General features: G+C 29.3%; 25 protein-coding genes. 13 read left to right on the top strand and 12 right to left on the bottom strand.

Annotated features, from left to right (window positions below):
* Window positions 1–2: 2 nt before the first annotated feature.
* Window positions 3–800: a DUF1853 family protein gene (locus LG649_RS06695; protein WP_226542501.1), complete on the top strand. Its 798-nt coding sequence runs from the start codon at window positions 3–5 to the stop codon at window positions 798–800.
* 46 nt (window positions 801–846) lie between these two features.
* Here LG649_RS06695 and LG649_RS06690 read toward each other — a convergent pair whose 3' ends face one another.
* The 8 genes from LG649_RS06690 to trmB all read right to left on the bottom strand — a co-directional run bounded on the left by LG649_RS06690 (window position 847) and on the right by trmB (window position 5,457).
* Window positions 847–1,353, bottom strand: coding sequence for a ferritin (locus LG649_RS06690; protein ID WP_226542499.1), 507 nt, complete (start codon window positions 1,351–1,353; stop codon window positions 847–849).
* A gap of 88 nt (window positions 1,354–1,441) precedes the next feature.
* Entirely contained in the window at window positions 1,442–1,738 is a 297-nt protein-coding gene (locus LG649_RS06685) for a hypothetical protein (protein WP_226542497.1), read from the bottom strand.
* 48 nt (window positions 1,739–1,786) lie between these two features.
* Window positions 1,787–2,116 carry a 2Fe-2S iron-sulfur cluster-binding family protein gene (locus tag LG649_RS06680; RefSeq protein WP_226542495.1) on the bottom strand — a complete coding sequence of 110 codons (330 nt, stop codon included), beginning with the start codon at window positions 2,114–2,116 and terminating at the stop codon, window positions 1,787–1,789.
* 208 nt (window positions 2,117–2,324) lie between these two features.
* Window positions 2,325–2,567, bottom strand: coding sequence for a NifU family protein (locus LG649_RS06675; RefSeq protein ID WP_226542493.1), 243 nt, complete (start codon window positions 2,565–2,567; stop codon window positions 2,325–2,327).
* 3 nt (window positions 2,568–2,570) lie between these two features.
* Window positions 2,571–3,707, bottom strand: coding sequence for an Mrp/NBP35 family ATP-binding protein (locus LG649_RS06670; protein ID WP_226542491.1), 1,137 nt, complete (start codon window positions 3,705–3,707; stop codon window positions 2,571–2,573).
* Window positions 3,708–3,794: 87 nt separating this feature from the next.
* A complete protein-coding gene (locus tag LG649_RS06665) occupies window positions 3,795–4,145 on the bottom strand; it encodes an MGMT family protein (protein ID WP_226542489.1) in 351 nt (116 codons plus the stop codon).
* A 2-nt stretch (window positions 4,146–4,147) separates the two neighbouring features.
* On the bottom strand, window positions 4,148–4,780 hold the full coding sequence (locus tag LG649_RS06660; RefSeq protein ID WP_226542488.1) for a LysE family transporter: 633 nt from the start codon (window positions 4,778–4,780) through the stop codon (window positions 4,148–4,150).
* Window positions 4,781–4,782: 2 nt separating this feature from the next.
* Window positions 4,783–5,457, bottom strand: coding sequence for a tRNA (guanosine(46)-N7)-methyltransferase TrmB (trmB, locus tag LG649_RS06655; RefSeq protein ID WP_226542486.1), 675 nt, complete (start codon window positions 5,455–5,457; stop codon window positions 4,783–4,785).
* Window positions 5,458–5,665: 208 nt separating this feature from the next.
* Here trmB and LG649_RS06650 point away from each other — a divergent pair, with 208 nt between their 5' ends.
* Entirely contained in the window at window positions 5,666–6,721 is a 1,056-nt protein-coding gene (locus LG649_RS06650) for a glycosyltransferase family protein (RefSeq protein WP_317197653.1), read from the top strand.
* Here the strand turns inward: LG649_RS06650 and LG649_RS06645 are convergent.
* Window positions 6,690–7,742 (bottom strand): sensor histidine kinase, encoded by a 1,053-nt coding sequence (locus LG649_RS06645; protein WP_226542482.1) that lies wholly within the window; start codon window positions 7,740–7,742, stop codon window positions 6,690–6,692. The genes LG649_RS06650 and LG649_RS06645 overlap by 32 nt on opposite strands.
* Entirely contained in the window at window positions 7,742–8,422 is a 681-nt protein-coding gene (locus LG649_RS06640; RefSeq protein WP_226542481.1) for a response regulator transcription factor, read from the bottom strand. Before LG649_RS06640 ends, LG649_RS06645 begins: the two co-directional genes overlap by 1 nt.
* Window positions 8,423–8,620: 198 nt before the next feature.
* Between LG649_RS06640 and LG649_RS06635 the strand changes: the two genes are divergently transcribed.
* The 4 genes from LG649_RS06635 (at window position 8,621) to LG649_RS06620 (ending at window position 11,476) form a co-directional block, all read left to right on the top strand.
* A complete protein-coding gene (locus tag LG649_RS06635; protein WP_226542479.1) occupies window positions 8,621–8,965 on the top strand; it encodes a T9SS type A sorting domain-containing protein in 345 nt (114 codons plus the stop codon).
* Between the two features lie 113 nt (window positions 8,966–9,078).
* On the top strand, window positions 9,079–9,906 hold the full coding sequence (locus LG649_RS06630; RefSeq protein WP_226542477.1) for a T9SS type A sorting domain-containing protein: 828 nt from the start codon (window positions 9,079–9,081) through the stop codon (window positions 9,904–9,906).
* An 85-nt stretch (window positions 9,907–9,991) separates the two neighbouring features.
* Entirely contained in the window at window positions 9,992–10,972 is a 981-nt protein-coding gene (locus tag LG649_RS06625; protein WP_226542475.1) for a LuxE/PaaK family acyltransferase, read from the top strand.
* Between the two features lie 54 nt (window positions 10,973–11,026).
* Window positions 11,027–11,476, top strand: coding sequence for a YHS domain-containing (seleno)protein (locus LG649_RS06620; RefSeq protein WP_226542473.1), 450 nt, complete (start codon window positions 11,027–11,029; stop codon window positions 11,474–11,476).
* A gap of 132 nt (window positions 11,477–11,608) precedes the next feature.
* Here the strand turns inward: LG649_RS06620 and LG649_RS06615 are convergent, their stop codons facing one another.
* On the bottom strand, window positions 11,609–11,935 hold the full coding sequence (locus LG649_RS06615; RefSeq protein ID WP_226542471.1) for a single-stranded DNA-binding protein: 327 nt from the start codon (window positions 11,933–11,935) through the stop codon (window positions 11,609–11,611).
* Between the two features lie 253 nt (window positions 11,936–12,188).
* On the opposite strand from LG649_RS06615, the gene LG649_RS06610 reads away from it, so the two are divergent.
* Window positions 12,189–14,897 (top strand): TrlF family AAA-like ATPase, encoded by a 2,709-nt coding sequence (locus tag LG649_RS06610; protein ID WP_226542469.1) that lies wholly within the window; start codon window positions 12,189–12,191, stop codon window positions 14,895–14,897.
* Window positions 14,898–15,001: 104 nt separating this feature from the next.
* Here LG649_RS06610 and LG649_RS06605 read toward each other — a convergent pair whose 3' ends face one another.
* Window positions 15,002–15,646 (bottom strand): hypothetical protein, encoded by a 645-nt coding sequence (locus LG649_RS06605; protein ID WP_226542467.1) that lies wholly within the window; start codon window positions 15,644–15,646, stop codon window positions 15,002–15,004.
* 357 nt (window positions 15,647–16,003) lie between these two features.
* Here LG649_RS06605 and LG649_RS06600 point away from each other — a divergent pair, with 357 nt between their 5' ends.
* The 6 genes from LG649_RS06600 to LG649_RS06575 all read left to right on the top strand — a co-directional run bounded on the left by LG649_RS06600 (window position 16,004) and on the right by LG649_RS06575 (window position 21,089).
* On the top strand, window positions 16,004–16,600 hold the full coding sequence (locus LG649_RS06600) for a DUF421 domain-containing protein (protein WP_317197652.1): 597 nt from the start codon (window positions 16,004–16,006) through the stop codon (window positions 16,598–16,600).
* A gap of 180 nt (window positions 16,601–16,780) precedes the next feature.
* On the top strand, window positions 16,781–17,206 hold the full coding sequence (locus LG649_RS06595; RefSeq protein WP_226542465.1) for a hypothetical protein: 426 nt from the start codon (window positions 16,781–16,783) through the stop codon (window positions 17,204–17,206).
* 230 nt (window positions 17,207–17,436) lie between these two features.
* Window positions 17,437–18,429 (top strand): hypothetical protein, encoded by a 993-nt coding sequence (locus LG649_RS06590; RefSeq protein WP_226542463.1) that lies wholly within the window; start codon window positions 17,437–17,439, stop codon window positions 18,427–18,429.
* Between the two features lie 226 nt (window positions 18,430–18,655).
* A complete protein-coding gene (locus LG649_RS06585; protein ID WP_226542462.1) occupies window positions 18,656–19,975 on the top strand; it encodes a receptor L domain-containing protein in 1,320 nt (439 codons plus the stop codon).
* An 83-nt stretch (window positions 19,976–20,058) separates the two neighbouring features.
* A complete protein-coding gene (locus tag LG649_RS06580; RefSeq protein ID WP_226542460.1) occupies window positions 20,059–20,406 on the top strand; it encodes a hypothetical protein in 348 nt (115 codons plus the stop codon).
* Window positions 20,407–20,420: 14 nt separating this feature from the next.
* Window positions 20,421–21,089: a hypothetical protein gene (locus tag LG649_RS06575; RefSeq protein WP_226542458.1), complete on the top strand. Its 669-nt coding sequence runs from the start codon at window positions 20,421–20,423 to the stop codon at window positions 21,087–21,089.
* Window positions 21,090–21,132: the final 43 nt, after the last annotated feature.

The raw sequence follows: 21,132 nt of genomic DNA, 5'->3' as shown, positions 1-21,132 counted from the left end.
AAATGCTTCAAAAACATTATCAAGGTTTTTTAAATACGCCTACACTTTGGGAAGGCAACACTATTTTTAATTTAAAACAGTTTAATATTGCCCAAAACGCTTCAAAAATAAATACCTACATAAATAATAATCTCCGTTTAGGAAAATATGTTGAACGTCTTGTATCGTTTCAATTAAATCAGGAACAAAGCATATCGATTTTAGCTGAAAATATTCAAATTCAAAACGATAAACTTACTTTAGGCGAACTAGATTGCTTGTTACTAAAAAACAAAAAGCCAATTCATTTAGAAATTATCTATAAATTTTATTTGTATGATGCTTCTGTTGGTAACAGCGAAATTCATCATTTTATTGGGCCTAATAGAAAAGATTCTCTAATTGAAAAACTAGATAAACTAAAAAATAAACAGCTTCCTTTACTGTATTCATTACATTGTCAACCTTATTTAAATAGTTTGGGTTTAAATAGTAAAGACATAGAACAGCAAGTTTATTTTAAAGCACAATTATTTATACCGTTTAATAAAAACGTCAATTTAAAAACTTTAAATAACGCTTGTATTGTTGGGTATTATGTTTCAATATTAGATTTGAAAAACTTCACAGATTGTAAATTTTACATACCAAATAAAAAAGACTGGTTAGTTATACCTGAACCTCATGTATATTGGACCAATTTTGATGTATTTGAAGCTTTAACTGAAAATTATTTTATCGAAAAATTCTCCACTATGTTTTGGATGAAGCAGCTTAATGGCGAAATAAAAAAAATGTTCCTAGTTTGGTGGACAAGCTAGGAACATTTTTAAAAACTCCGAATTAAATTCGGAATTACAAATACTTTTACTCTGTAGGAATACGCTCGTCAATCATTTTTAACGGCATACCTTCCATTAAATCGAAAAGGTCTATAATTGCTCTAAAGCTATCTTCTTCTTCAGATTGCTCTGAAACAAACCATTGCATGAAAACTTCGGTTATAAAATCGTTTTTCTCTCTTGCTGTTTTAAATATTTTGAAGATAGATTCTGTAACACTAATTTCGTGCTCTAAACCTGTTTCGTAAATAGAACGCAAACTTTCAAATTCGTTATTAACTCCTGTTACGTTTGGTGAAATAGCCGCACCACCATTGTCGTTAACAAATTTAAAAATTTTCATAGCGTGCTCTCTTTCTTCTTCAGCTTGCTTGTAAAAAAAAGCTTTACTGTTTAAAAGTTCACGTTGGTCGCACCAAGAAGCCATTGCTAAATAAGCAGCCGATGCTTTCATTTCCATTCCTATTTGATTATTTAACATATCCATTACCTCTGGGTGAATAGACATTTGTTTTCTTACTGCTGTGTTCATACCTAATTATTTTAATACAAAGTTAAAATAAATTGAAGGACTTAGTAAGTATAAATAAAATTTATACAAAGTCTAAATAAATATAAATTTAAACTAATATAGAGGCCGGAGCGTGAAAAAACAATTCTAATTCTTCTTTTAAATGAAGTAATTCTGGAATTTCTAAATAAAGTAAGTGTTGTTTATCTGCAACAAACAACAACACAAAGTTTTCGTTGTTAACAATTCTTTCTAAGGATGAAAACTGAGTTAAATCATTAATGTTACGTCTTAATTCAAGAATTTGAGGAAAACTTAAATTAATATTATTAATTGGCGTTGTTAAAACGTACTTACAGAAGGTAAGCGCCTTAATTTCGTAACTATATTTTATATCAATTTCCATAAGATGACGGCAAATATAGTTATTTTATTTAGAATAAATAAAAACAATTTAACTTTCTGGTGCCAGTTCTACTTCTAAACCTTCCATTTCTGGTGTTATTTGTATTTGGCAACCTAAACGGCTGTTGTCTTGCACATCGAAAGCTTCAGAAAGCATAGCTTCTTCATCGTCTCCCATTTCAGGTAATTCTGTATCGCTAAGCACATAACATTGACAAGACGCACACATAGCCATACCGCCACAAACACCAATGGTTCCTTCTGGTGCCAACTCGTAAGATCGTACCACTTCCATTAAGTTCATTGCCATATCTGTTGGTGCTACAATATCGTGGGTAACGCCATCTCTATCTGTTATTTTAATATTTACGTCGCTCATTTTAAAATGTGTTGTTATGTTATGTAAACAGCATGTTGTGTGCCACAAATTTAAAGTTTGAAATTAAACTTATATCAGTTTTACCTATAATTTTACAGGTTTTTATAAAAAAAATAAAGAATCCTTAAAAAACTAAGTTTTAAGAATTCTCATTTTTATTCAATTAAGCGTTTTCCTTATAATTTATTAGCAAATACTGTGTTTTACTTTAAACCTCAATATTTATTACTTCTTCTATTTGTGGCGCATACTTTTTAATGGTCATTTCTACACCAGATTTTAGCGTCATTTGGTTAACACTACAACCTACACAAGCACCTTGTAATTGTACCTTAACTAACTTATCATCTTCTATAGATAATAATGAAATATCGCCACCATCGCTTTGTAAAAACGGACGAATTTCTTCCAAGGCCTTTTCAACGTTTATTTTTAATTCTTCTGTTGTCATATCTTATTTTTTTACAGCCGAACAACCTGCCATGGTTGTTATTTTAATAGCTTCAGTTGGTGGTAAATTATCGTTTCGTTTTACAACTTCTTGTACAACTTCTTTTGTTAAACTTTCAAAAGCATTTTCAAGAGGTGTTGCTGTTTGCAATGCTGCTGGACGACCAACATCTCCCGCCTCGCGTATGCTTTGTACCAAAGGTAATTGACCTAAAAATGGTACTTTTAAATCTTCGGCTAAATTTTTAGCGCCTTCTTTACCAAAAATATAATACTTGTTATCTGGTAACTCGGCAGGTGTAAAATACGCCATATTTTCAATAATTCCTAAAACAGGAACTTGTATACTTTCTTGTTGAAACATAGCTACTCCTTTTTTTGCATCGGCTAAAGCTATGTTTTGAGGTGTACTAACAACAACCGCGCCAGTAATTGGTAACGACTGCATAATACTTAAATGAATATCGCCTGTTCCTGGAGGTAAATCTATTAAAAGAAAATCTATTTCTCCCCAATGTGCATCAAAAATCATTTGGTTTAATGCTTTTGCTGCCATTGGTCCTCGCCAAACTACAGCTTGGTTGGGCTGCGTAAAAAACCCAATAGAAAGTACTTTTACACCGTAATTTTCAATAGGTTTCATTTTAGACTTGCCATCTACGTTTACTGCTAAAGGTTTTTCTTCTGCTACATCAAACATAATTGGAATTGATGGCCCATAAATATCGGCATCTAAAACCCCAACTTTAAAACCCATTTTTGCTAAACTAACCGCTAAATTTGCTGTTACTGTAGATTTACCTACACCACCTTTACCAGATGCCACGGCTACTATATTTTGAATACCAGGAATTGGATTTCCTTTTATAACATTTGCCTTAGGTTTTTCTGGGGCTTCAACCTTTATGTTTACTTTTATTTTGGCTTTTTCGTAAACTTGTTCGTGTATCGTTTTTAAAATATCTACTTCGGTGCGCTTTTTAGCTTGTAAACTTGGGTTTTTAATAGTAATATCTACTATAACCTCATCACCAAAAGTTACAATATTTTTAACAGCTCCGCTTTCTAGCATATTTTGTCCTTCACCTGGTACAGTAATGGTTTCTAAAGCTTTAAGTATATCGTTTTTATTAAGTTTCATTCGTTTTGTTAAGCATCAATTTAGTATGCAAATATACATATTTAAGATTGAAGGTTGAAGTTGATTTAACAAGTTTTATTGATGCTACTATTGGTCCGAATTATAAGACTTTAATTCGTTTGAAGGATCCCAAAAAACCTTTTTTAAATCTTGAATCTGGTTGTTTATAACCACAACTCCTTCGCTTTCTAGAAGTTGCTGCATAAGATTGGTGCCCTCAAAGTGTTGCTTTCCGGTTAGCAAACCATTTCTGTTTACTACGCGATGTGCAGGAACATCTTTACCTGTTGAGCCATTCATGGCATACCCAACCATTCTTGCGCTTCGGGCTGCCCCTAAATATTTCGCTATAGCACCATAACTGGTAACTCTGCCATGAGGTATTTGCTTTGAAACTTGGTAAACCTTTTCGAAAAAATTAAGGGTTTCTGGCTTCATTACTACATTTTTTTTATAATGTTAATTAGGGTGATAATGGCAATTATAGCTGTAACACCTCCTATTATGTAGTTCATGTTTTTTTGAGAAGTAAACTTTTTTTCACTTATTTTATCGAAAAAAGTCATGTACAAATAAAGCACAATAAACGACCCAGATGCGGTACCTAAAACATAAGCTATAATACTTGACGGATTAAAATCCAACCAACCAAATGAAGCTAAAGTTATAGTCATGTATGCTTGAAATGGTATAGGAAACACATTTAATGCCGACATTAATATGCCTTGAAAAAACCTACTCTGTTTACTTTTTGTTTTAGGTTTCTTTCCTGGTTTTTTAGGCTGAGACTTTGCTATTAGAAAGAAATATAGAGATATTAATATAAAAATACCGCAAGCTACTTTTTGTAGCACGCTAATAACCTCGGGGTGCATTTTTAAATAACGTGCAAAAATAGCTGCAATATAAGTTTGCAAAAGCACAACTATAATTGCACCTAAAGAAAACATCAGTCCTCTTGTTATGCCCTCTTTAAGCCTAATTTTAGCTGCTGTAATATTTAGCATTCCAGGAGGCAAAACTGCAATCATAGATGCTAATAAACCTAGTAAAAAAACAAGCGTAACATTCACAATTATTTTATTTTAAAAGCTATATAGGTTATAGGTTTTGCTAATTGCAAATATTGCGATTCGTAAAAGGTTTGAATTGCTGTTACATCTTCAGGGCTTCCTTCTTGTTTATAAACGTTGTGGTTAGCATAAAGCACTTCGTGTCCTGCTCCATGTAGTAAACCAAGCGTGTAACCATGCATAAATTCGCTATCGGTTTTTAAATTTACTACACCATCGGTTTTTAAAACCTTTTTGTATCGTTTTAAAAATTCAGCATTTGTCATCCTATGTTTGGTACGCTTATATTTTATTTGTGGATCTGGAAAAGTAATCCAAATTTCATCTACTTCGTTTTCCGCGAAAGCGTACTCTATTAATTCTATTTGTGTGCGTAAAAAAGCAACATTGTTTATACCTTCTTCTACTGCTGTTTTAGCTCCACGCCAAAAACGGGCGCCTTTAATATCTATACCAATAAAATTTTTATTTGGATATTTTTTTGCCAAAGCCACAGAGTATTCACCTTTACCACAACCTAACTCTAAAACTATAGGGTTGTTGTTATTAAATTGGTTTTTACTCCAATTACCTTTTAAACTAAATTCAGCTTTAACCAGATCGTCTCTAGTTGGTTGTATTACGTTATTAAAGGTTTCGTTTTCCCTAAATCGTTTAAGTTTATTTTTACTTCCCACTTAACTAATTTTTATAATCTGGTATTTAATATTCTGCAAAAGTACGGCAGAGTGCTTCTATTTTAAAATTTTGCTTAACAATTAATTAGTATTTAAACCTGTTTAATAAAATTAAGGAAATATTTAAACGATACAATAAGCTTAATTTTACTTTTTAAAGTTTACCCAAAGTAACTATTTTAGTACTTTAAGGTAAATTACAATGGTTATGAAGAAAAGAATTTTAGTAACCCCTTTAAATTGGGGTTTAGGTCATGCTACACGTTGTATACCTATTATTAATGCCTTAATTGCTGAAGGTTTTCAACCTATTATTGCAAGTGATGGTGTTGCGCTTGCTTTATTACAAAAGGAGTTTCCGGAGCTTGAAACTATAGAATTACCATCTTATAAAGTTACTTATGCTAAAAAAGGAAAATATTTTAAACTAAAAATTTTAAAAAACTCGCCAAAACTTTTAAAAGCTATAAAGGCAGAAAAAAAAGCTATAAAGAATATTATTGAAGATTATAAAATTGATGGTTTAATTTCTGATAACAGGCTAGGTGTAAGAAGCAAAAAAATACCGTCAATATTTATTACACACCAATTAAATGTTTTAAGTGGAAACACCACATGGATAAGCACTAAAATTCATCAAAAAATAATAAAAAAGTTTGATGTATGTTGGATTCCAGATACAGATGATTCTGAAATTAATTTAAGTGGAAAGTTAGGCCATGTAAAATCGTTTGAGGTAGACACAAAATATATTGGCCCGTTAAGTAGATTTACAAAATGTGAAACTACAATAAAAAACGATGTTATGGTTTTAATTTCAGGACCAGAGCCACAACGTACTTTACTTGAAGAAAAATTATTAGATACACTAAAAGGCTATAATGGTAAGGTTGTTTTTGTAAAAGGTAAAATGGAAAATAAACAAACGATTGAAACTTTAAATAACATTACGGTATATAATTTTATGACATCTAAACTGCTAGAACAAACCATTAATGAAAGTAAATTAATAATTTCACGATCTGGTTACACTACTGTTATGGATTTGGCAAAACTTAACAAAAAAGCCTTTTTTATACCTACTCCAGGACAATTTGAACAAGTTTACCTAGCTAATAGATTAACCGAATTAGGTTTAGTACCAAGTTGTGATCAAGACGACTTTACACTAAAACAATTAGAACAAATAAACGATTTTAAAGGCCTAAATGCTTTTGATTTTAACGTTGATTTTAAGGAGTTGTTTCAGCCTTTTCGAGGGTAAAAGAAAATTCGCTACCAACATTAAATTCGCTTTCTACGTAAATTTTTTCGTCGTGCGCCTCTATAATATGCTTAACAATAGATAAACCTAAACCAGAACCTCCTTCTTTTCGTGAGCCACTTTTATCTACTCTAAAAAATCGTTCAAAAAGTCTTGGTATATTTTCAGATGAAATACCTTCTCCATTATCTGTTACCCTAACAATTACTTTATTTTTAATAAGATTTTCTACACTAATTTCGGTAGTTCCTTTTTCTCTTCCGTATTTAATGGAATTTACTACTAAGTTTACCAATACTTGCTGAATACGTTCTTTGTCTGCTTTAACAATAATTGATGTTTTATATTCTAAATCGAAGGTTAATGTAATTTTTTTCTTGGCAGCCTTCATTTCAAGCATTTCAAAAACACTTTTGGCAAGCTCAATAATATCAAATGCTTCTGTTTGCAGGCTTAAATCACCAACTTCAAGTTTGGTAATCATATCTAAATCTTTTACAATATAACCCAAACGCTCAATACCTTTACTTGCTCGCTCTAAGTATTTTTTTCTTATTACTTTATCGTCCATGGCGCCATCTAGCAATGTTAAGATATAGCCTTGAACAGTAAATAATGGTGTTTTTAATTCGTGAGAAATATTACCTAAAAATTCTTTTCGGTATTCTTCTCGAACTTTTAAGGTTTCAATTTCAATTTTTTTATCTTTTGCAAACTTGTCAATTTCCTCGGTTAAAGTTCTCATGTCTGTAGTTATGGCCCCTTTTCTAAGCGTTGTAGACTCTAAAAGTGTAAGATCATCATATATTTTTTTTACTCGTTTATAAATAAATCGTTCTACCCTAAACTGAATTATTATAAAACAACTTATATATACTATTACTGCAAAAGCCAATGGTAAATACCATTTTAACTCGTAAAACAACAATAAAAAAACACTCGCTAAGAGTGTTGTTAATACAGTTACATATAACGAGGTATACAAAGCAAACCTGTATGATTTTTTAAATTTTGTTCGCATTAATCTACAAACTTATAGCCAACTCCTTTTATGGTTTTAAAACTTTTATCTCCTAATTTTTCTCTTAGTTTTCTAATATGCACATCTATGGTTCTACCTCCTACTACTACTTCGTTACCCCAAACAGTATCTAAAATTTCATCACGTTTAAACACTTTTCCTGGTTTAGATGCCAACAAAGATAACAATTCAAATTCCTTTCTTGGTAAAACAATTTCTTTACCTTTTGATGTAATTTTGTATTCATCTCGGTTTATAACCAAACTTCCTACTTTTACAGTATTTGATACCTCTTCATCTTTATAGCGACGCAATAAGGCTTTTACTTTACTAACTAAAACTTTGGGTTTAATTGGTTTTGTTATATAATCGTCTGCACCCGCTTCAAAACCAGCAACTTGCGAGTAATCTTCTCCTCTTGCGGTTAAAAAAGTAATAATTGAATTTTTTAAATCTGGTATTTTTCTAATCATCTCGCAGGCTTCAATACCATCCATTTCTGGCATCATAACATCGAGAATTATTAATTGAGGAAGTTCTTTTTTTGCTTTTTTTACGCCTTCGCTTCCGTTTTCGGCAGTGATAACTTGGTAACCTTCACTAGACAAATTATAACCTACAATTTCTAGAATGTCTGGCTCGTCATCTACAAGCAAAATTTTAATATCCTGTTTTTTCATTATTTAAGAGCAACTAATATTGTGTAAGCAAATATAAAACTAATAACATAATTTTATTAAAAGTACAGATTTAATAACATTAAGGTAACAATTTGCTTAAGGTAAATTAGCGTTTCGACGTATGAATCAAATCTTTAACAGTTTTTTGGCATCACTTTTGTAAGAAATTATTATTTTTACCAAATCTTAAATCGACCTATGCAAAAAAATTACTTCTACATTTTATTATTGGTTTTTACCTTTGGTGTAACTCAAATTTCTGTTGCTCAAGATGATAATAAATTAGCATCTGTAACAACTCAAAATATTGAGGATTTGTCTATTTACCCAAACCCCGTTAGAAGTAGCAATGCTTACATTACAATAAGCACTAAATATAATTTTAATAAAAGGGTAGAGTTTTACAATGTATTAGGCAAACGTGTTTTTGCTGTAGTATTAACAGGTAAAGAATTAAATATTTCCAATTTAAAAAAAGGTGTGTATATTGTTAAAATCACCGAAGGAAATGTTAGCGAAACTCGCAAATTAGTAATAAAGTAAACCCAATATTATAATATCGTTAAATAAACAGCCACATGGCTGTTTTTTTTGGTTTATAGTGAGCACAATTAGTAAATTTAGAACTTAAACTTTTATTAACTAATACTTTTTTTATGAAAAAATTTTACTCTCTATTCCTTATTTTTTTAATGGCTAATTTGTCTTTTGGGCAAGACTTAATTATTACAGGTGCTTTTGATGGCCCTCTTTCTGGAGGCGTTCCAAAAGCTGTAGAAATTTATGTAATAAATGATATTGCCGATTTGTCTGCTTACGGTTTTGGTTCTGCAAATAATGGAGGCGGAACAGATGGTGAAGAATTCACATTTTCTGGTAGTGCTACAGCTGGTGATTTTTTATATTTAGCTACTGAAGTCGATGGTTTTACTGCATATTTTGGATTTGCACCAGATTTTACAAGTGGTTCCGCTTCAATTAATGGTGATGATGCCTTAGAGCTATTTTACAACGGAACAGCTTATGACGTTTTTGGTGATATTAATACCGATGGAACTGGCGAAGCTTGGGACTACTTAGATGGATGGGCTTACAGAGTTTCTGACTCTAGCCCCTCAACAACCTTTACTTTAGCAGATTGGACGTTTAGCGGAGCAGATGCTGTTGATGGTTGTACAACTAACGCTTCATGTGGCTCACAATTTCCTTTAGGAACATTTACTTTTTCTACGTTATCAACAAAACAAAACCAAATTGAAGGATTTACAGCTTACCCTAACCCAACAAGCTTAGGTTATGTAAACATTACAAGTAAAAGTACTTCTGTAATGGATGTTGCTGTTTTTGATTTATTAGGAAAACAAGTTTTAAGCAATAAAGTAACCAGTAACAAACTAAACGTTTCTGGCTTAAATAGTGGTATTTATGTTATGAAAGTAACACAAAATGATGCTGTTTCAACCCAAAAACTAGTTATAAAATAATTTTTATTAATACATAACTTTTAAAGCGTTACCATTGGTAGCGCTTTTTTATTTTATATACTTTTGCAGTGTTGAAAAACAACTTATGATTAATCCAGAAGACATTTTTAAAATAAACTCTAAAGAAGCTTTTGAAAGCATGGCTTTGCAGGTTTTTAAATTTCAGTTTGAAAATAATAGAGTTTATCGCTCATTCTGCGATTTATTGTACAAACACCCAAGCAGCGTAAAAACCGTAACAGAAATACCATTTTTGCCAATTCAGTTTTTTAAAACTCACGAAATATTAAGTGAAAAAAAAAATATTGAAGCTACATTTACAAGCTCTGGCACTACAGGCAGTAATACAAGTAAACATTTAGTAACTAACTTAAACATTTACGAACAAAGTTTTATTAAAGGTTTCAAACACTTTTATGGTAATATCGAAGATTATGTTGTTTTAGGGTTATTACCATCATATTTAGAGCGCGAAGGCTCCTCGCTAATTTATATGGTAGACCATATGATTAAAACCTCTAAGCATAAAGAAAGCGGATTTTATTTAAATAACCTATCTGAACTTAAAAACACCTTAATTAAACTAAATTCTGAAAACAAAAAAGTCCTTCTTATAGGCGTGTCGTTTGCATTATTAGATCTAGTTGAAACTCATAAATTCAACCTAAAAAATACCATAATAATGGAAACTGGCGGCATGAAAGGTAGACGCAAAGAACTTATTCGTACTGAACTACATAATATATTAAAAAAAGGTTTTGGTGTAAACCATATACATAGCGAATATGGCATGACCGAACTATTGAGTCAAGCTTACTCGAAAGGAAACGGTGTTTTTAGCTGCCCACCTTGGATGCAAATAATAACTCGCGACCCAGAAGATGCATTAACCATTCAAACCGCGGGAAAAACAGGAGGTATAAATGTAATAGATTTAGCAAATATTAATTCTTGTGCCTTTATTGCAACCCAAGATTTAGGTCGTGTTAAACAAAATGGTGAAATTGATATTATAGGACGCTTTGACAACTCTGATATTCGTGGTTGTAATCTTATGGTTTTATAATAAATAGCGTAAGCTTTTACTACTAATTAAGACTTACTAAAAAAACAATTATTTATGAAATGGTTTTTAGTAATGTGCTTTTTAAGTTTATATTCGCTACAAGCACAACAAATAGATTACAATTTAAAAAAAGGATATATTGCCGAAGGGTACGATGTAGTTTCTTATTTTAAAAACAATCCTCAAGAAGGTAAAACAGAATACACAACAACTTTTAATGGAGTTAAATTTAAGTTTTCTAGCAAAGAAAATTTAAACACATTTAAAAATAACCCTGAAAGTTATGTGCCTAAATATGGTGGCTACTGTGCCTATGCTATTGCCGAAAAAGGAGATAAAGTAGGTATAGACCCTGAAACTTATCAAATTACAAACGGTAAACTGTATTTATTTTATAATTCCTGGGGAATAAATACTTTAAAATCTTGGAAAAAATTAAACATTGATAACCAAATAAAACAAGCCGATAAAAACTGGGAAAAAATAAAATTTAAAAAAAATTAATTTTTTTGTAAGTAATAAAACTTAACGCCGACTTAAGCCTTGTAAAGAAAAAGAAAGATTATTATAATTTGTTAATTAGTAAAGTAAAGCCCGATTTAAAATCGGGCTTTACTATTTAATACAATTTGGGTTTTATAACATTAGCAGTTCGCTACAAACAACCTCTGTAATGTAGCGTTTATTACCTTGTTTATCGTCGTAACTTCTAGATGTTAATTTACCCTCTATAGCTACTTCTTTACCTTTGGTTAAATATTTTTCAACAATTTGTGCAGTTTTGCCCCAAGCAACCACATTATGCCATTGCGTGTCGGTTATTTTTTCACCTTTATTATTGGTGTAACTATCGTTTGTGGCTATATTAAATTTAGCCAATGTTTTACCCGATTCAAGGTTAATAATTTCTGGATTGTTTCCTAAGTTACCAATCAACTGTACTTTGTTTCTAAGCGTGTTCATAATTTTAATTTTTAATCGTAAAACAGTTAATACTAAATCGAGAATAACAATACGTTAATGTTATAACTCGACACTGCAAAAGTGCAACACACTTAAAATTTTAAACGGTTTTTAAATAATTGTGTTCGTTTGTAATTGTTTGTAGTCGTTTACAAAACTTTACTTATCTGGTTTTAAAGCTATTTTAAAATATAATTTTACTGAATTTTCTTATATTTACTGATGTAATTAGTTGTATACCATACAAAAAAACATGTCAGAAACAAAACTATCAAGAGGCTCAATTTGGGCAAAATGGGATTTACAAGTACAACCAGTATCTAACAATTGGCTTGGTAAGAATGATGCTGCAACATTAGAAAAAATAAAGAAAAGTACCCAAGAATACTTAAAAACAGCAGAAGAAAAAAATATTGAGGTAATTGGAATTACTGACCATAATTGTGGTTTAGCAATTGATTACGCTATCAATAATAATAAAAATATTAAAGTATTACCTGGAGTAGAATTAGATACAAGAGAGGGTTGGCATTTGTTGGTTATCTTCAATGAAAACTATAAAGAAAAAATAGGCTTAGAGAAATGGAGTGAAGCAGTCGAATATTTCCTTGCCAAAAACTGTAAAATTGATAGACCTTTTTTCAATTCAGACAATACACATAAAAAAATTAATTGCACAACAAAAGAATTAATATCTGACATTTGGAACTGTGATATTGGAATAGTTGTTTTTGCTCACTGTATGTCAAATAGTGGTTTTTTCAAAAAATCTGATGTACAAGGGAGAAAAGAAATTATTGATTATTTAATAAATGGAAATATTTATTTTTCTTTCGAAATAAAAGAAAAATATGAGCAAATTGAAGAAATTCAAAATAAGATTAAAGGCTGGTATCCAAAAAATCATCCTGAAATACCTATTCTAAGTTCATCTGATGCACACAAAGCTAGTGATGTAGGTTCTACATATTCTTTCATAAAAGCAAATAAAAATTATGAAGGATTAAAACAAGTATTATTTGAACCTAAAGATAGATTATTCATTGGTGAAGAATTAAATGACAACAAAACCGATTATTCTGTTATCGATACAGTAAAATTCATCGATGATAATTTTTTACCTCACGAAATTAAACTTAATCAAAATCTTGTTACTATTATTGGTGGAAAATCAACTGGGAAATCGCTTTTACTTAGAAGTATTGCAGAAACAATTGACCCAAAAGAAGTCATTGATAGACATAAAGAAGTTAGTTTAGATGTTTATTCTAAAAAAATTAAAGGCTTTGAAGTAAAATGGCGTGACGGTCAAATAAGTAAATTAAACAATATAGACAATCCATCAAAAAAAATAATCTATATACCGCAATCTTATTTAAATAGACTAGTCGAAAAAAACGAAGAACAAACTTCAATTGACGATATAATTAAAAATGTATTAATTCAAGATGTCGATATTAAAAATGCATTTGAAAACTTACAATCAAAAAACAATTCCTTAAATTCTAAAGTTGCAAAAAACATTGAAGACTTAGAGCAGCTATATGCTAATTTTATAGAGTTAAATAAATCTATTAAGAATATAGGCGATAAAAAAGGGATTGAAAGTGAAATCAAAAAAATTGAAAATTCTATTGCTGACTTGAAAAATAAATCAGGTTTAGACTCTTCAGAAATAGCTAAATATAATGATTTAATAAAAATTAAAGATAAACTTGCAAAAAGACAAGAACAAATAAATACTGATTTAGAATCTTTAAATTTATTAAAATCCGAGAATACAGAAATTATAAACAAACCTTTATTTAGTAATGTTTCAGAAAAAACAAAAGAGGAGTTAAATATAGAATTTGAAAAAATTCAAAAAGTTTTTATTGATGATTGGTTATCATTTATTGACAATAAAATAACTGTATTAAATGAAGAAATAAACGAAATAGCTCTAGTCCTTTCTAAAACAGATAACGATTTAAAACCCTATTCTGGAAAACTAAATAACTCAAAGATTTTGACCAATTTAGAATTAAGTTTAGAAAAAGAGAAGAATAAACTAAATAAAATTTTAATTGAGCAACAGAAATTAGAGGATTTAAAAAAAGAAATTCTATTAATAATTGATAACCTTTCGGATTTTACGAAAAGTTTCTATAATAATTTATTCGATGCTAAATCAATAATTATGAAACAGAAATTAATTAAAGATGAAATGGATTTTGAAATAGATATACTTTTTAAAGAAAAAGCTTTTCATAATCAATTCGTTCTAGAAGTTTTTAATGGTGTTAAATTATCAACTTACGTAAAAAGTAATAGTCTAAATATTGATAACTATACAGTTAAAAATATTGAGCAGTTTAAAGCTGACATTAAAACACTAATACTAGACTTTTTGTATAAAAAAATAGAAACTGTCAAAAGATATGATAGTCTTTCATCAGCTTTAAAAGTATTATTAAAAAACTGGTTTGTTTTTGATTTCAAATTGACTAGCGAAGGTGATAGATTTAATGAAATGTCAGCTGGAAAAAAAGCTTTTATATTACTAAAATTATTAATTGACTTAGATAAATCAAGTAAATATCCAATATTACTAGACCAACCTGAAGACGATTGGGATAATCGTTCATTGTATAGTCAATTACGAAAGTTTATAAAAGAAAAAAAGAAAGAACGTCAAATTATTATTGTAACTCATAATCCAAATTTAGTTGTTGGTACAGACTCGGAACAAGTAATTATCGCCAATCAAAAAGGAAACTCTACACCAAACAACATATATCATTTTGAGTATACATCTGGAGCATTAGAAGATACCTCTATCAGACTTCAAGATAACGCAATCCCTATATTAAATAGACAGGGAATAAAAGAGCACGTTTGTGATATCTTGGAAGGTGGTGAAGTTGCTTTCAAGAAAAGAGAACAAAAATATGCAATAAGTACGGTACACGACAATGTATAAAAAATAGCAAACACATCAACCTGTATAAGTAATTACATCTTCTTGCTTACTACTAAAAATAAAAAAGCATTGTAACGAGTAAAAAACAAGAACAAAATATTTTATTATGCCTGTTTTTTTCTTCTCTTATTTTTAAAAAAACCCTCTTTTTTTAATTCTGCTATTTCCTGTTCGTTAAAATGTTCTAATATTAGGCTCATTTTTTTCTTATCTCTTTTTCTAACATACACCCAACCGTATAGTTTGTTTCCCATGTATTTTCTGTAGTGAAACCATTTTCCATCCGGATTATTTTCTTCATCATACCTAAATGCTTTCCACCTATTAATTTTGTCAAGAGCAGTTTCAGGAACATCCCATCTTCTTACAACACCAAATTTTTGTTGCCAAACATTGTTTAACTTCTCAATAGTTTCTTCTTTTAAAATATCTTTTTTTGGTAAAATATAGACATTAAACCTAGTCATATATCTTTGCTTAATTGGTTTTTTATCTTTTAATAATTGCAATGTGAATTTTTCTAGGTAATGCTCAGGGTCTTTACTATGCATTTTAAAATCTACCCCTAATCGTTTTATTTTTTTATGCAATTCTGGGTTATTTTTTCTTTTAGCATGGGTTAAAAAACCACCTAGATTTTTGTTTTTATACTTAAATCTATGGTTTACTTGAATTTTCACACCTTCATCAATAGCTTCTTTAAGTAATTTAAGCCATTCGTTCTCTTTTATTTTATTTTTAGATTCCATAATTGAAAGATATAGATAATTTTATAATGTTTCTAAAATTTTACCAAAAAAACACAACATTATATAAACCCAATTAAAAACTGTTTTTAATTATAATAACAATTTTAAACCGAAAATGATTAACTTTAATTCTATAGCCTTTGTTATGCTAGCTTTAAAACTTTTCGAAAAGAAAAATTTAGTGCCACACATTTTTCTTCTAAATTATCTGTTTATCAAAATGCTTAAAAATTATAGTCTTAACTTATTACAAGAATTTGAAAACCTCTCTAAATTTGAATTTTAAGTATAAAACTTTACATTGTAATTAAAACCCCATTACAGTAAACTGGTTTAAAGGTAATTTACTTTGCCATTTTGATAGACAAAAATTTAAATAAAATAATTGACAAAGGAGAACTGAATAAACTAACATTTAAAATAAAAAATATGGAATGGATTTACAGCATTAAGGACCCTATTTTAGAAACTATATTAGGAAGTCTTTTAATTTTTATTGTTATAATTTTAGTTACCAGAATTATTGGCCTAAGGTCATTTGCAAAATTTACTGCCTTCGATTTTGCTTTTACAGTAGCTATAGGTAGTATAATATCTTCTATTTTAACTTCAAGCACAAGCCTTGTACATGGTGCAGTAGCTATAGTGAGTTTACTTGTAATTACTTTTATATCTTCATATTTACAAAGAGCATTAAAATTTTATAGCAATTTAATCTCCAATGACCCTTTATTATTAATGGATAATGATAAAATTTTGCACGATAATTTAAAATATGCCCGCATTGAAAAAAAACAATTAATAGCTAAATTAAGAGAGGCTAATGTTCTTGATTACAACCAAGTTAGAGCTGTTGTTTTAGAGTCTACTGGGGATATCTCTGTATTGCATACATCCAATAAATCGGAAGCTTTAAATGATGTTATACTGGAAGGTGTTAGAAAAAAGCCTTAATTTTAAATACAATACTTTTTTACAAGAATTTATTGAACTTGTTTCAAATAATTATTAAGCACATTGTTATTGATAAAACATTCCTGTTATTTAGTAATTAGCAAACATTGAATCCAAGATCTAAGTAAATATGTCAAGAATATTAAGAGAAATTATAGTACAACCTTCATTAGAAAAAGTATGAAAAAATTAAAAATTTGGACAATGATTTTACATTCATTAATTGTCATCATTCATAAAAATACAATCTCTATAATGCTATTTATCGAATTTTTTACTCTAGATAGATGGTTAAACAGTAATGGTTTTTCAGATTCTTTTTCCAAACTTATATTAATTGCTTCAATAACCTCAGTTATTGGAAATTTACTAATTATTATAAGTTTACTAGTAAAAAAAGTGATTACTAAAAATCTTATCGGCATCTTAGGAATAATTTTACTGTATGTTTCATTCAGATATTTAACATATCCTAGTTTGAATTATACTGATTTTCACAAATGGGCATTTTGGTCAGGAATTCCATTCACTATTGCTTCCATATTTTTATTTCACGAACAATATATCGAACTGAAAACTAGATTTAAAAGTAAACCTGAAATTTAAATAATAAGAGAGAAAATAAACGATTTGCTAACACGGTGTATAAAACATAGCTAGTAAGTGTGCTAAACCTAAAGGTCTGGGCTTATTTAGAAATACTGCCAAATTTTTAATTTGGCTTTTAAAAAGAGAAAAAATAAAAACAAAATATAAAAATTCGGCTCTGTGTTAATCCGAAAAGTTAGTGTCTTTTTGCACGCTACGTTTCATACACAACCACGTTGTACACAATTATGAAAAAACAAATCCTTACATACTTTTTAGTTTCAATTTCTGTATTTAGTTGTAAAAAAGATATAGCCGAATTTGAACCTACGAATCCTTTTGAAAAGGTTGTTCTTATCGAAAATCAAACGTTTGATTTAGACACAATAAGCGTCAAAGAAATTATTGGAGAAAAAGGAACGAAAATCTACTTCAATCGGGAAGATTTTGATATTGAAGATAGTGATAAAGTGACTTTAGAACTGAAAGAATATTACAGTCGATTAGAATTAATTTCAGACAACTTAAACACAATAACTGATAAAAATGAACTTTTGGAATCTAACGGAGTTGTATCCATAAAATTTAAAATTGGAGATAAAGAAATAAAACTTAAAGACGGAAAAAAATTAAAGCTAAAGTTTGCACAACAGTTCAGAATAGGAGACAGAATATTTAATGGAGTTTTAGATTCAATAAATCAAATAAGTTGGATACAAAATTCCGAAACCAAAGTTTCACAAACTGCTCTTAATAGTGTCGCAACTCGTAGATTTGGAGTAATGATGTTTAAAGAAAAACTTGTTTCAATTGATTCTGTTGATTACTACAACAGGCAATTAGAACAAATTCAAAATGATTTAATTGAGGACATTGAAAAAATTGGATATTATCCTCTTGTGTTAGTGGACAATTACGATTGGATAAACGTTGACAAAATTTTAGAAGTTAATTCTCGAATCACTTTTGAGCTCAATCTTAACAAATCTGATTTGGAACAAATTTCAGTATTTTTTATTTATAGCAACCTGAATTCATTTATATCAGAATATCGTAAATATTGTGACTTAAAGTTTATAGATATTCCTATAAAAAACGAATCATCAATGATTATAGTAGGCAAAAAAGAGAAAGAGTTGTTTGCTGACAAAAGGATTTTAACTGAACAATCAACAGGTAGGATAAATATCAACCTTAAGAAAATTGATTCAACCGAATTAAAAGAATTATTAATAAAATAACTGTTTACAACAATGCCTATAAGCAATTGCGTGTTATCGCCTACTTCTGAAAATCCTCGCGGATTTTCAGTTTGGTGTGTACTTGCAAAGTTAAGTGCTAAACCACGCAACTACTCGTAGCCGAGACCGTTATCATATCAATTTTATTACATTCAATCTATATTTTTAATTATATTTAGGTTTCATAAAATTATAATAGCTACAGCCTAATTACAAACCAATAAAAATGACATTAACTAAAATTCCTAAAATCATTCTTTTATCTGTATTTATGATTCTCACTAATTGTAGTAGTGAAAAAGATTCTATAGATGATAATAACGAAGAGGATATTGAAGAAAATTTAATAACAGAAAATATTTATGATGGTTGGGTAGAGTTATCAACTCAAACAGAGGTAGATAATTTTGGAGCAAACAATTACACAAAAATAACAGGTTCATTAACCATAAACAGAAACATCACAACTAGCAACATAATTAACTTAAACGCATTAAATAGTTTAAAAGAGGTTGGAGGCAACCTGCATATTGCTTATAATCAAATAACTAGTTTAAAAGGATTAGACAACCTTGAATATGTTGGTGGATATTTAAATATTTCCTACAACAAAGTATTAACAAATCTTGAAGGATTAAATAAGTTAAAAATAATAGAAGATTATGTTTTAATTGCTGATAACGACAAATTAACTGAAATAAGTTCACTTGGTAATTTAACAAAATTAGGAGGTAACCTAAACCTCTTTAGAAATACCATATTAAATTCATTAAACGGACTTGATAAAATTCAGTCAATAAATGGTCACTTAATTATTACGGAAAACGGTATAACCGATTTAAACGCTCTAATAAATATTACATCAATAAACGGTAACTTGATTGTTGACGATAATAAAAACCTATACAATTTAGATGGGTTAAAAAATTTAACAACAGTTGGTGGCTATTTAGATATAGCTTCTAGTAATTTTAGCAACTTAACAGGTCTGGCTAATCTTAAATATTTAGGTGAACACCTATATTTAAGCAAAAATGATTTATTAACTAGTTTAGATGGTTTAACAGGACTTGACTCTATACATGGAAGTCTCACCTTATCTGGTAATAAATCTTTAACAGACATTGATGGTCTTTCCAACACTAAAGATATTGAAGGTAGCATTTCGATTAAATCGAATGAAAAACTAACTCAAATAGATGGTTTTACTGAACTAAAATCAATTGGAGGAAATATTCTTTTTGAATATAACAACTCATTATCAAATTTAAACGGTTTTAATAATTTAGAAACAATTGGCGGAAACGTAATTTTACATGATATTAATGCACTAACTAACCTTGACGGGCTAAATAAAGTTTCTGCAGTTGGGACAAATAGTTATATATCTATTTTTAACTGTGAAAACTCAATAAATTTTTGTGGATTGCAATCCATAATATTAAATAATTTAATTCCAGAAAACAAGTATACCGTTTACTCAAACGCATACAATCCTACCTATCAAGAAATACAAAATTATGGTAGTGGTGGTTGCGAACAATAATAGTTAATAAATGTTTGTGTTTAAATAAATGTTTGAAAACCAACTATTGCTTTAGTTTACAAGTTTATTTAAATTAGTAAATTATGGAAAAAACCTGTTTAGAATGCAACGATAAGCTTGTTGGCCGAAGCGATAAAAAGTTTTGTAGCGATTATTGTCGCAATGCCTATAACAATAACATTAATAAAGACAGTAAAAATTTAATACGCAATATTAATAACCGTTTACGTAAAAACTGGCGTATTCTAGAAACTTTAAATACCACCGGAAAAACAAAAACAAGCAGAAAAAAACTAACTCAAGAAGGTTTCGATTTTAACTATTTTACTAGTATTTACACCACCAAAGAAGGTAGCATTTATTACTTTGTTTACGATCAAGGTTATTTAGAGCTAGAAAATGAATATTTTTTATTAGTTAAACGAGAATAACTTAAAATTAAAGCATGATTGCCGCTGCAACTATTGTATTTTTCTTTATTGTAACCATAGCCACTATTATCACCTCAACATATTTTAGTAAAAAAAACACTGTTTTACGTAAATTAAAAGCTTGCCAAACAAAAAGCATATCAGGTTTTAATACAAGCCAACCTACAAAAGTAACAGGCAAAGTATTAAGCGTTACCAATCCTTTTATTGCTCCATACTCAAAACGAGCTTGTATAGCTTATAACTTTGAAGTAAAACAACGAGTTAGTAACGGTAAACATACACGATGGCGAATATTAATTAGAAAAGAAAAAATTCAAGATTTTTTTATTGAAAATAATGGAGAGCTAGTTATGATAAAACCAATGGAAAGCAATTATTTATTGTACATGGAGGAAGATAAACGTGTGGAATCAGGAATATTTAACAAACCCAATGAAAAATTTGTACAAGTTCTAAAAGATTTAGGAATTGAAAACGAAAACTGGCTTGGTTTTAACAAACGTTTAAAGTATACCGAACGCATTATTGAAGTTGGAGAAACTGTAACGGTTGGAGGCATTGCGAAATTAAAATCATTAAATAAACCTATTGAAGGCTACAACTATTCCAAAATTGCAGTATTAGAAAGTAATGAAACACAAAGGCTAATTATTACTGATACACCAGAGGCAAGAACATAAAAAAACCTGAATTACACATAAATAATTCAAGCCTTTAAATAAT

The sequence above is a fragment of the Neotamlana laminarinivorans genome, assembly GCF_020523925.1.
Classification (GTDB): domain Bacteria; phylum Bacteroidota; class Bacteroidia; order Flavobacteriales; family Flavobacteriaceae; genus Neotamlana; species Neotamlana laminarinivorans.
The sequence above is the reverse complement of the archived record's forward strand: the minus strand, read 5'-3'. Positions and strand labels throughout refer to the sequence as shown.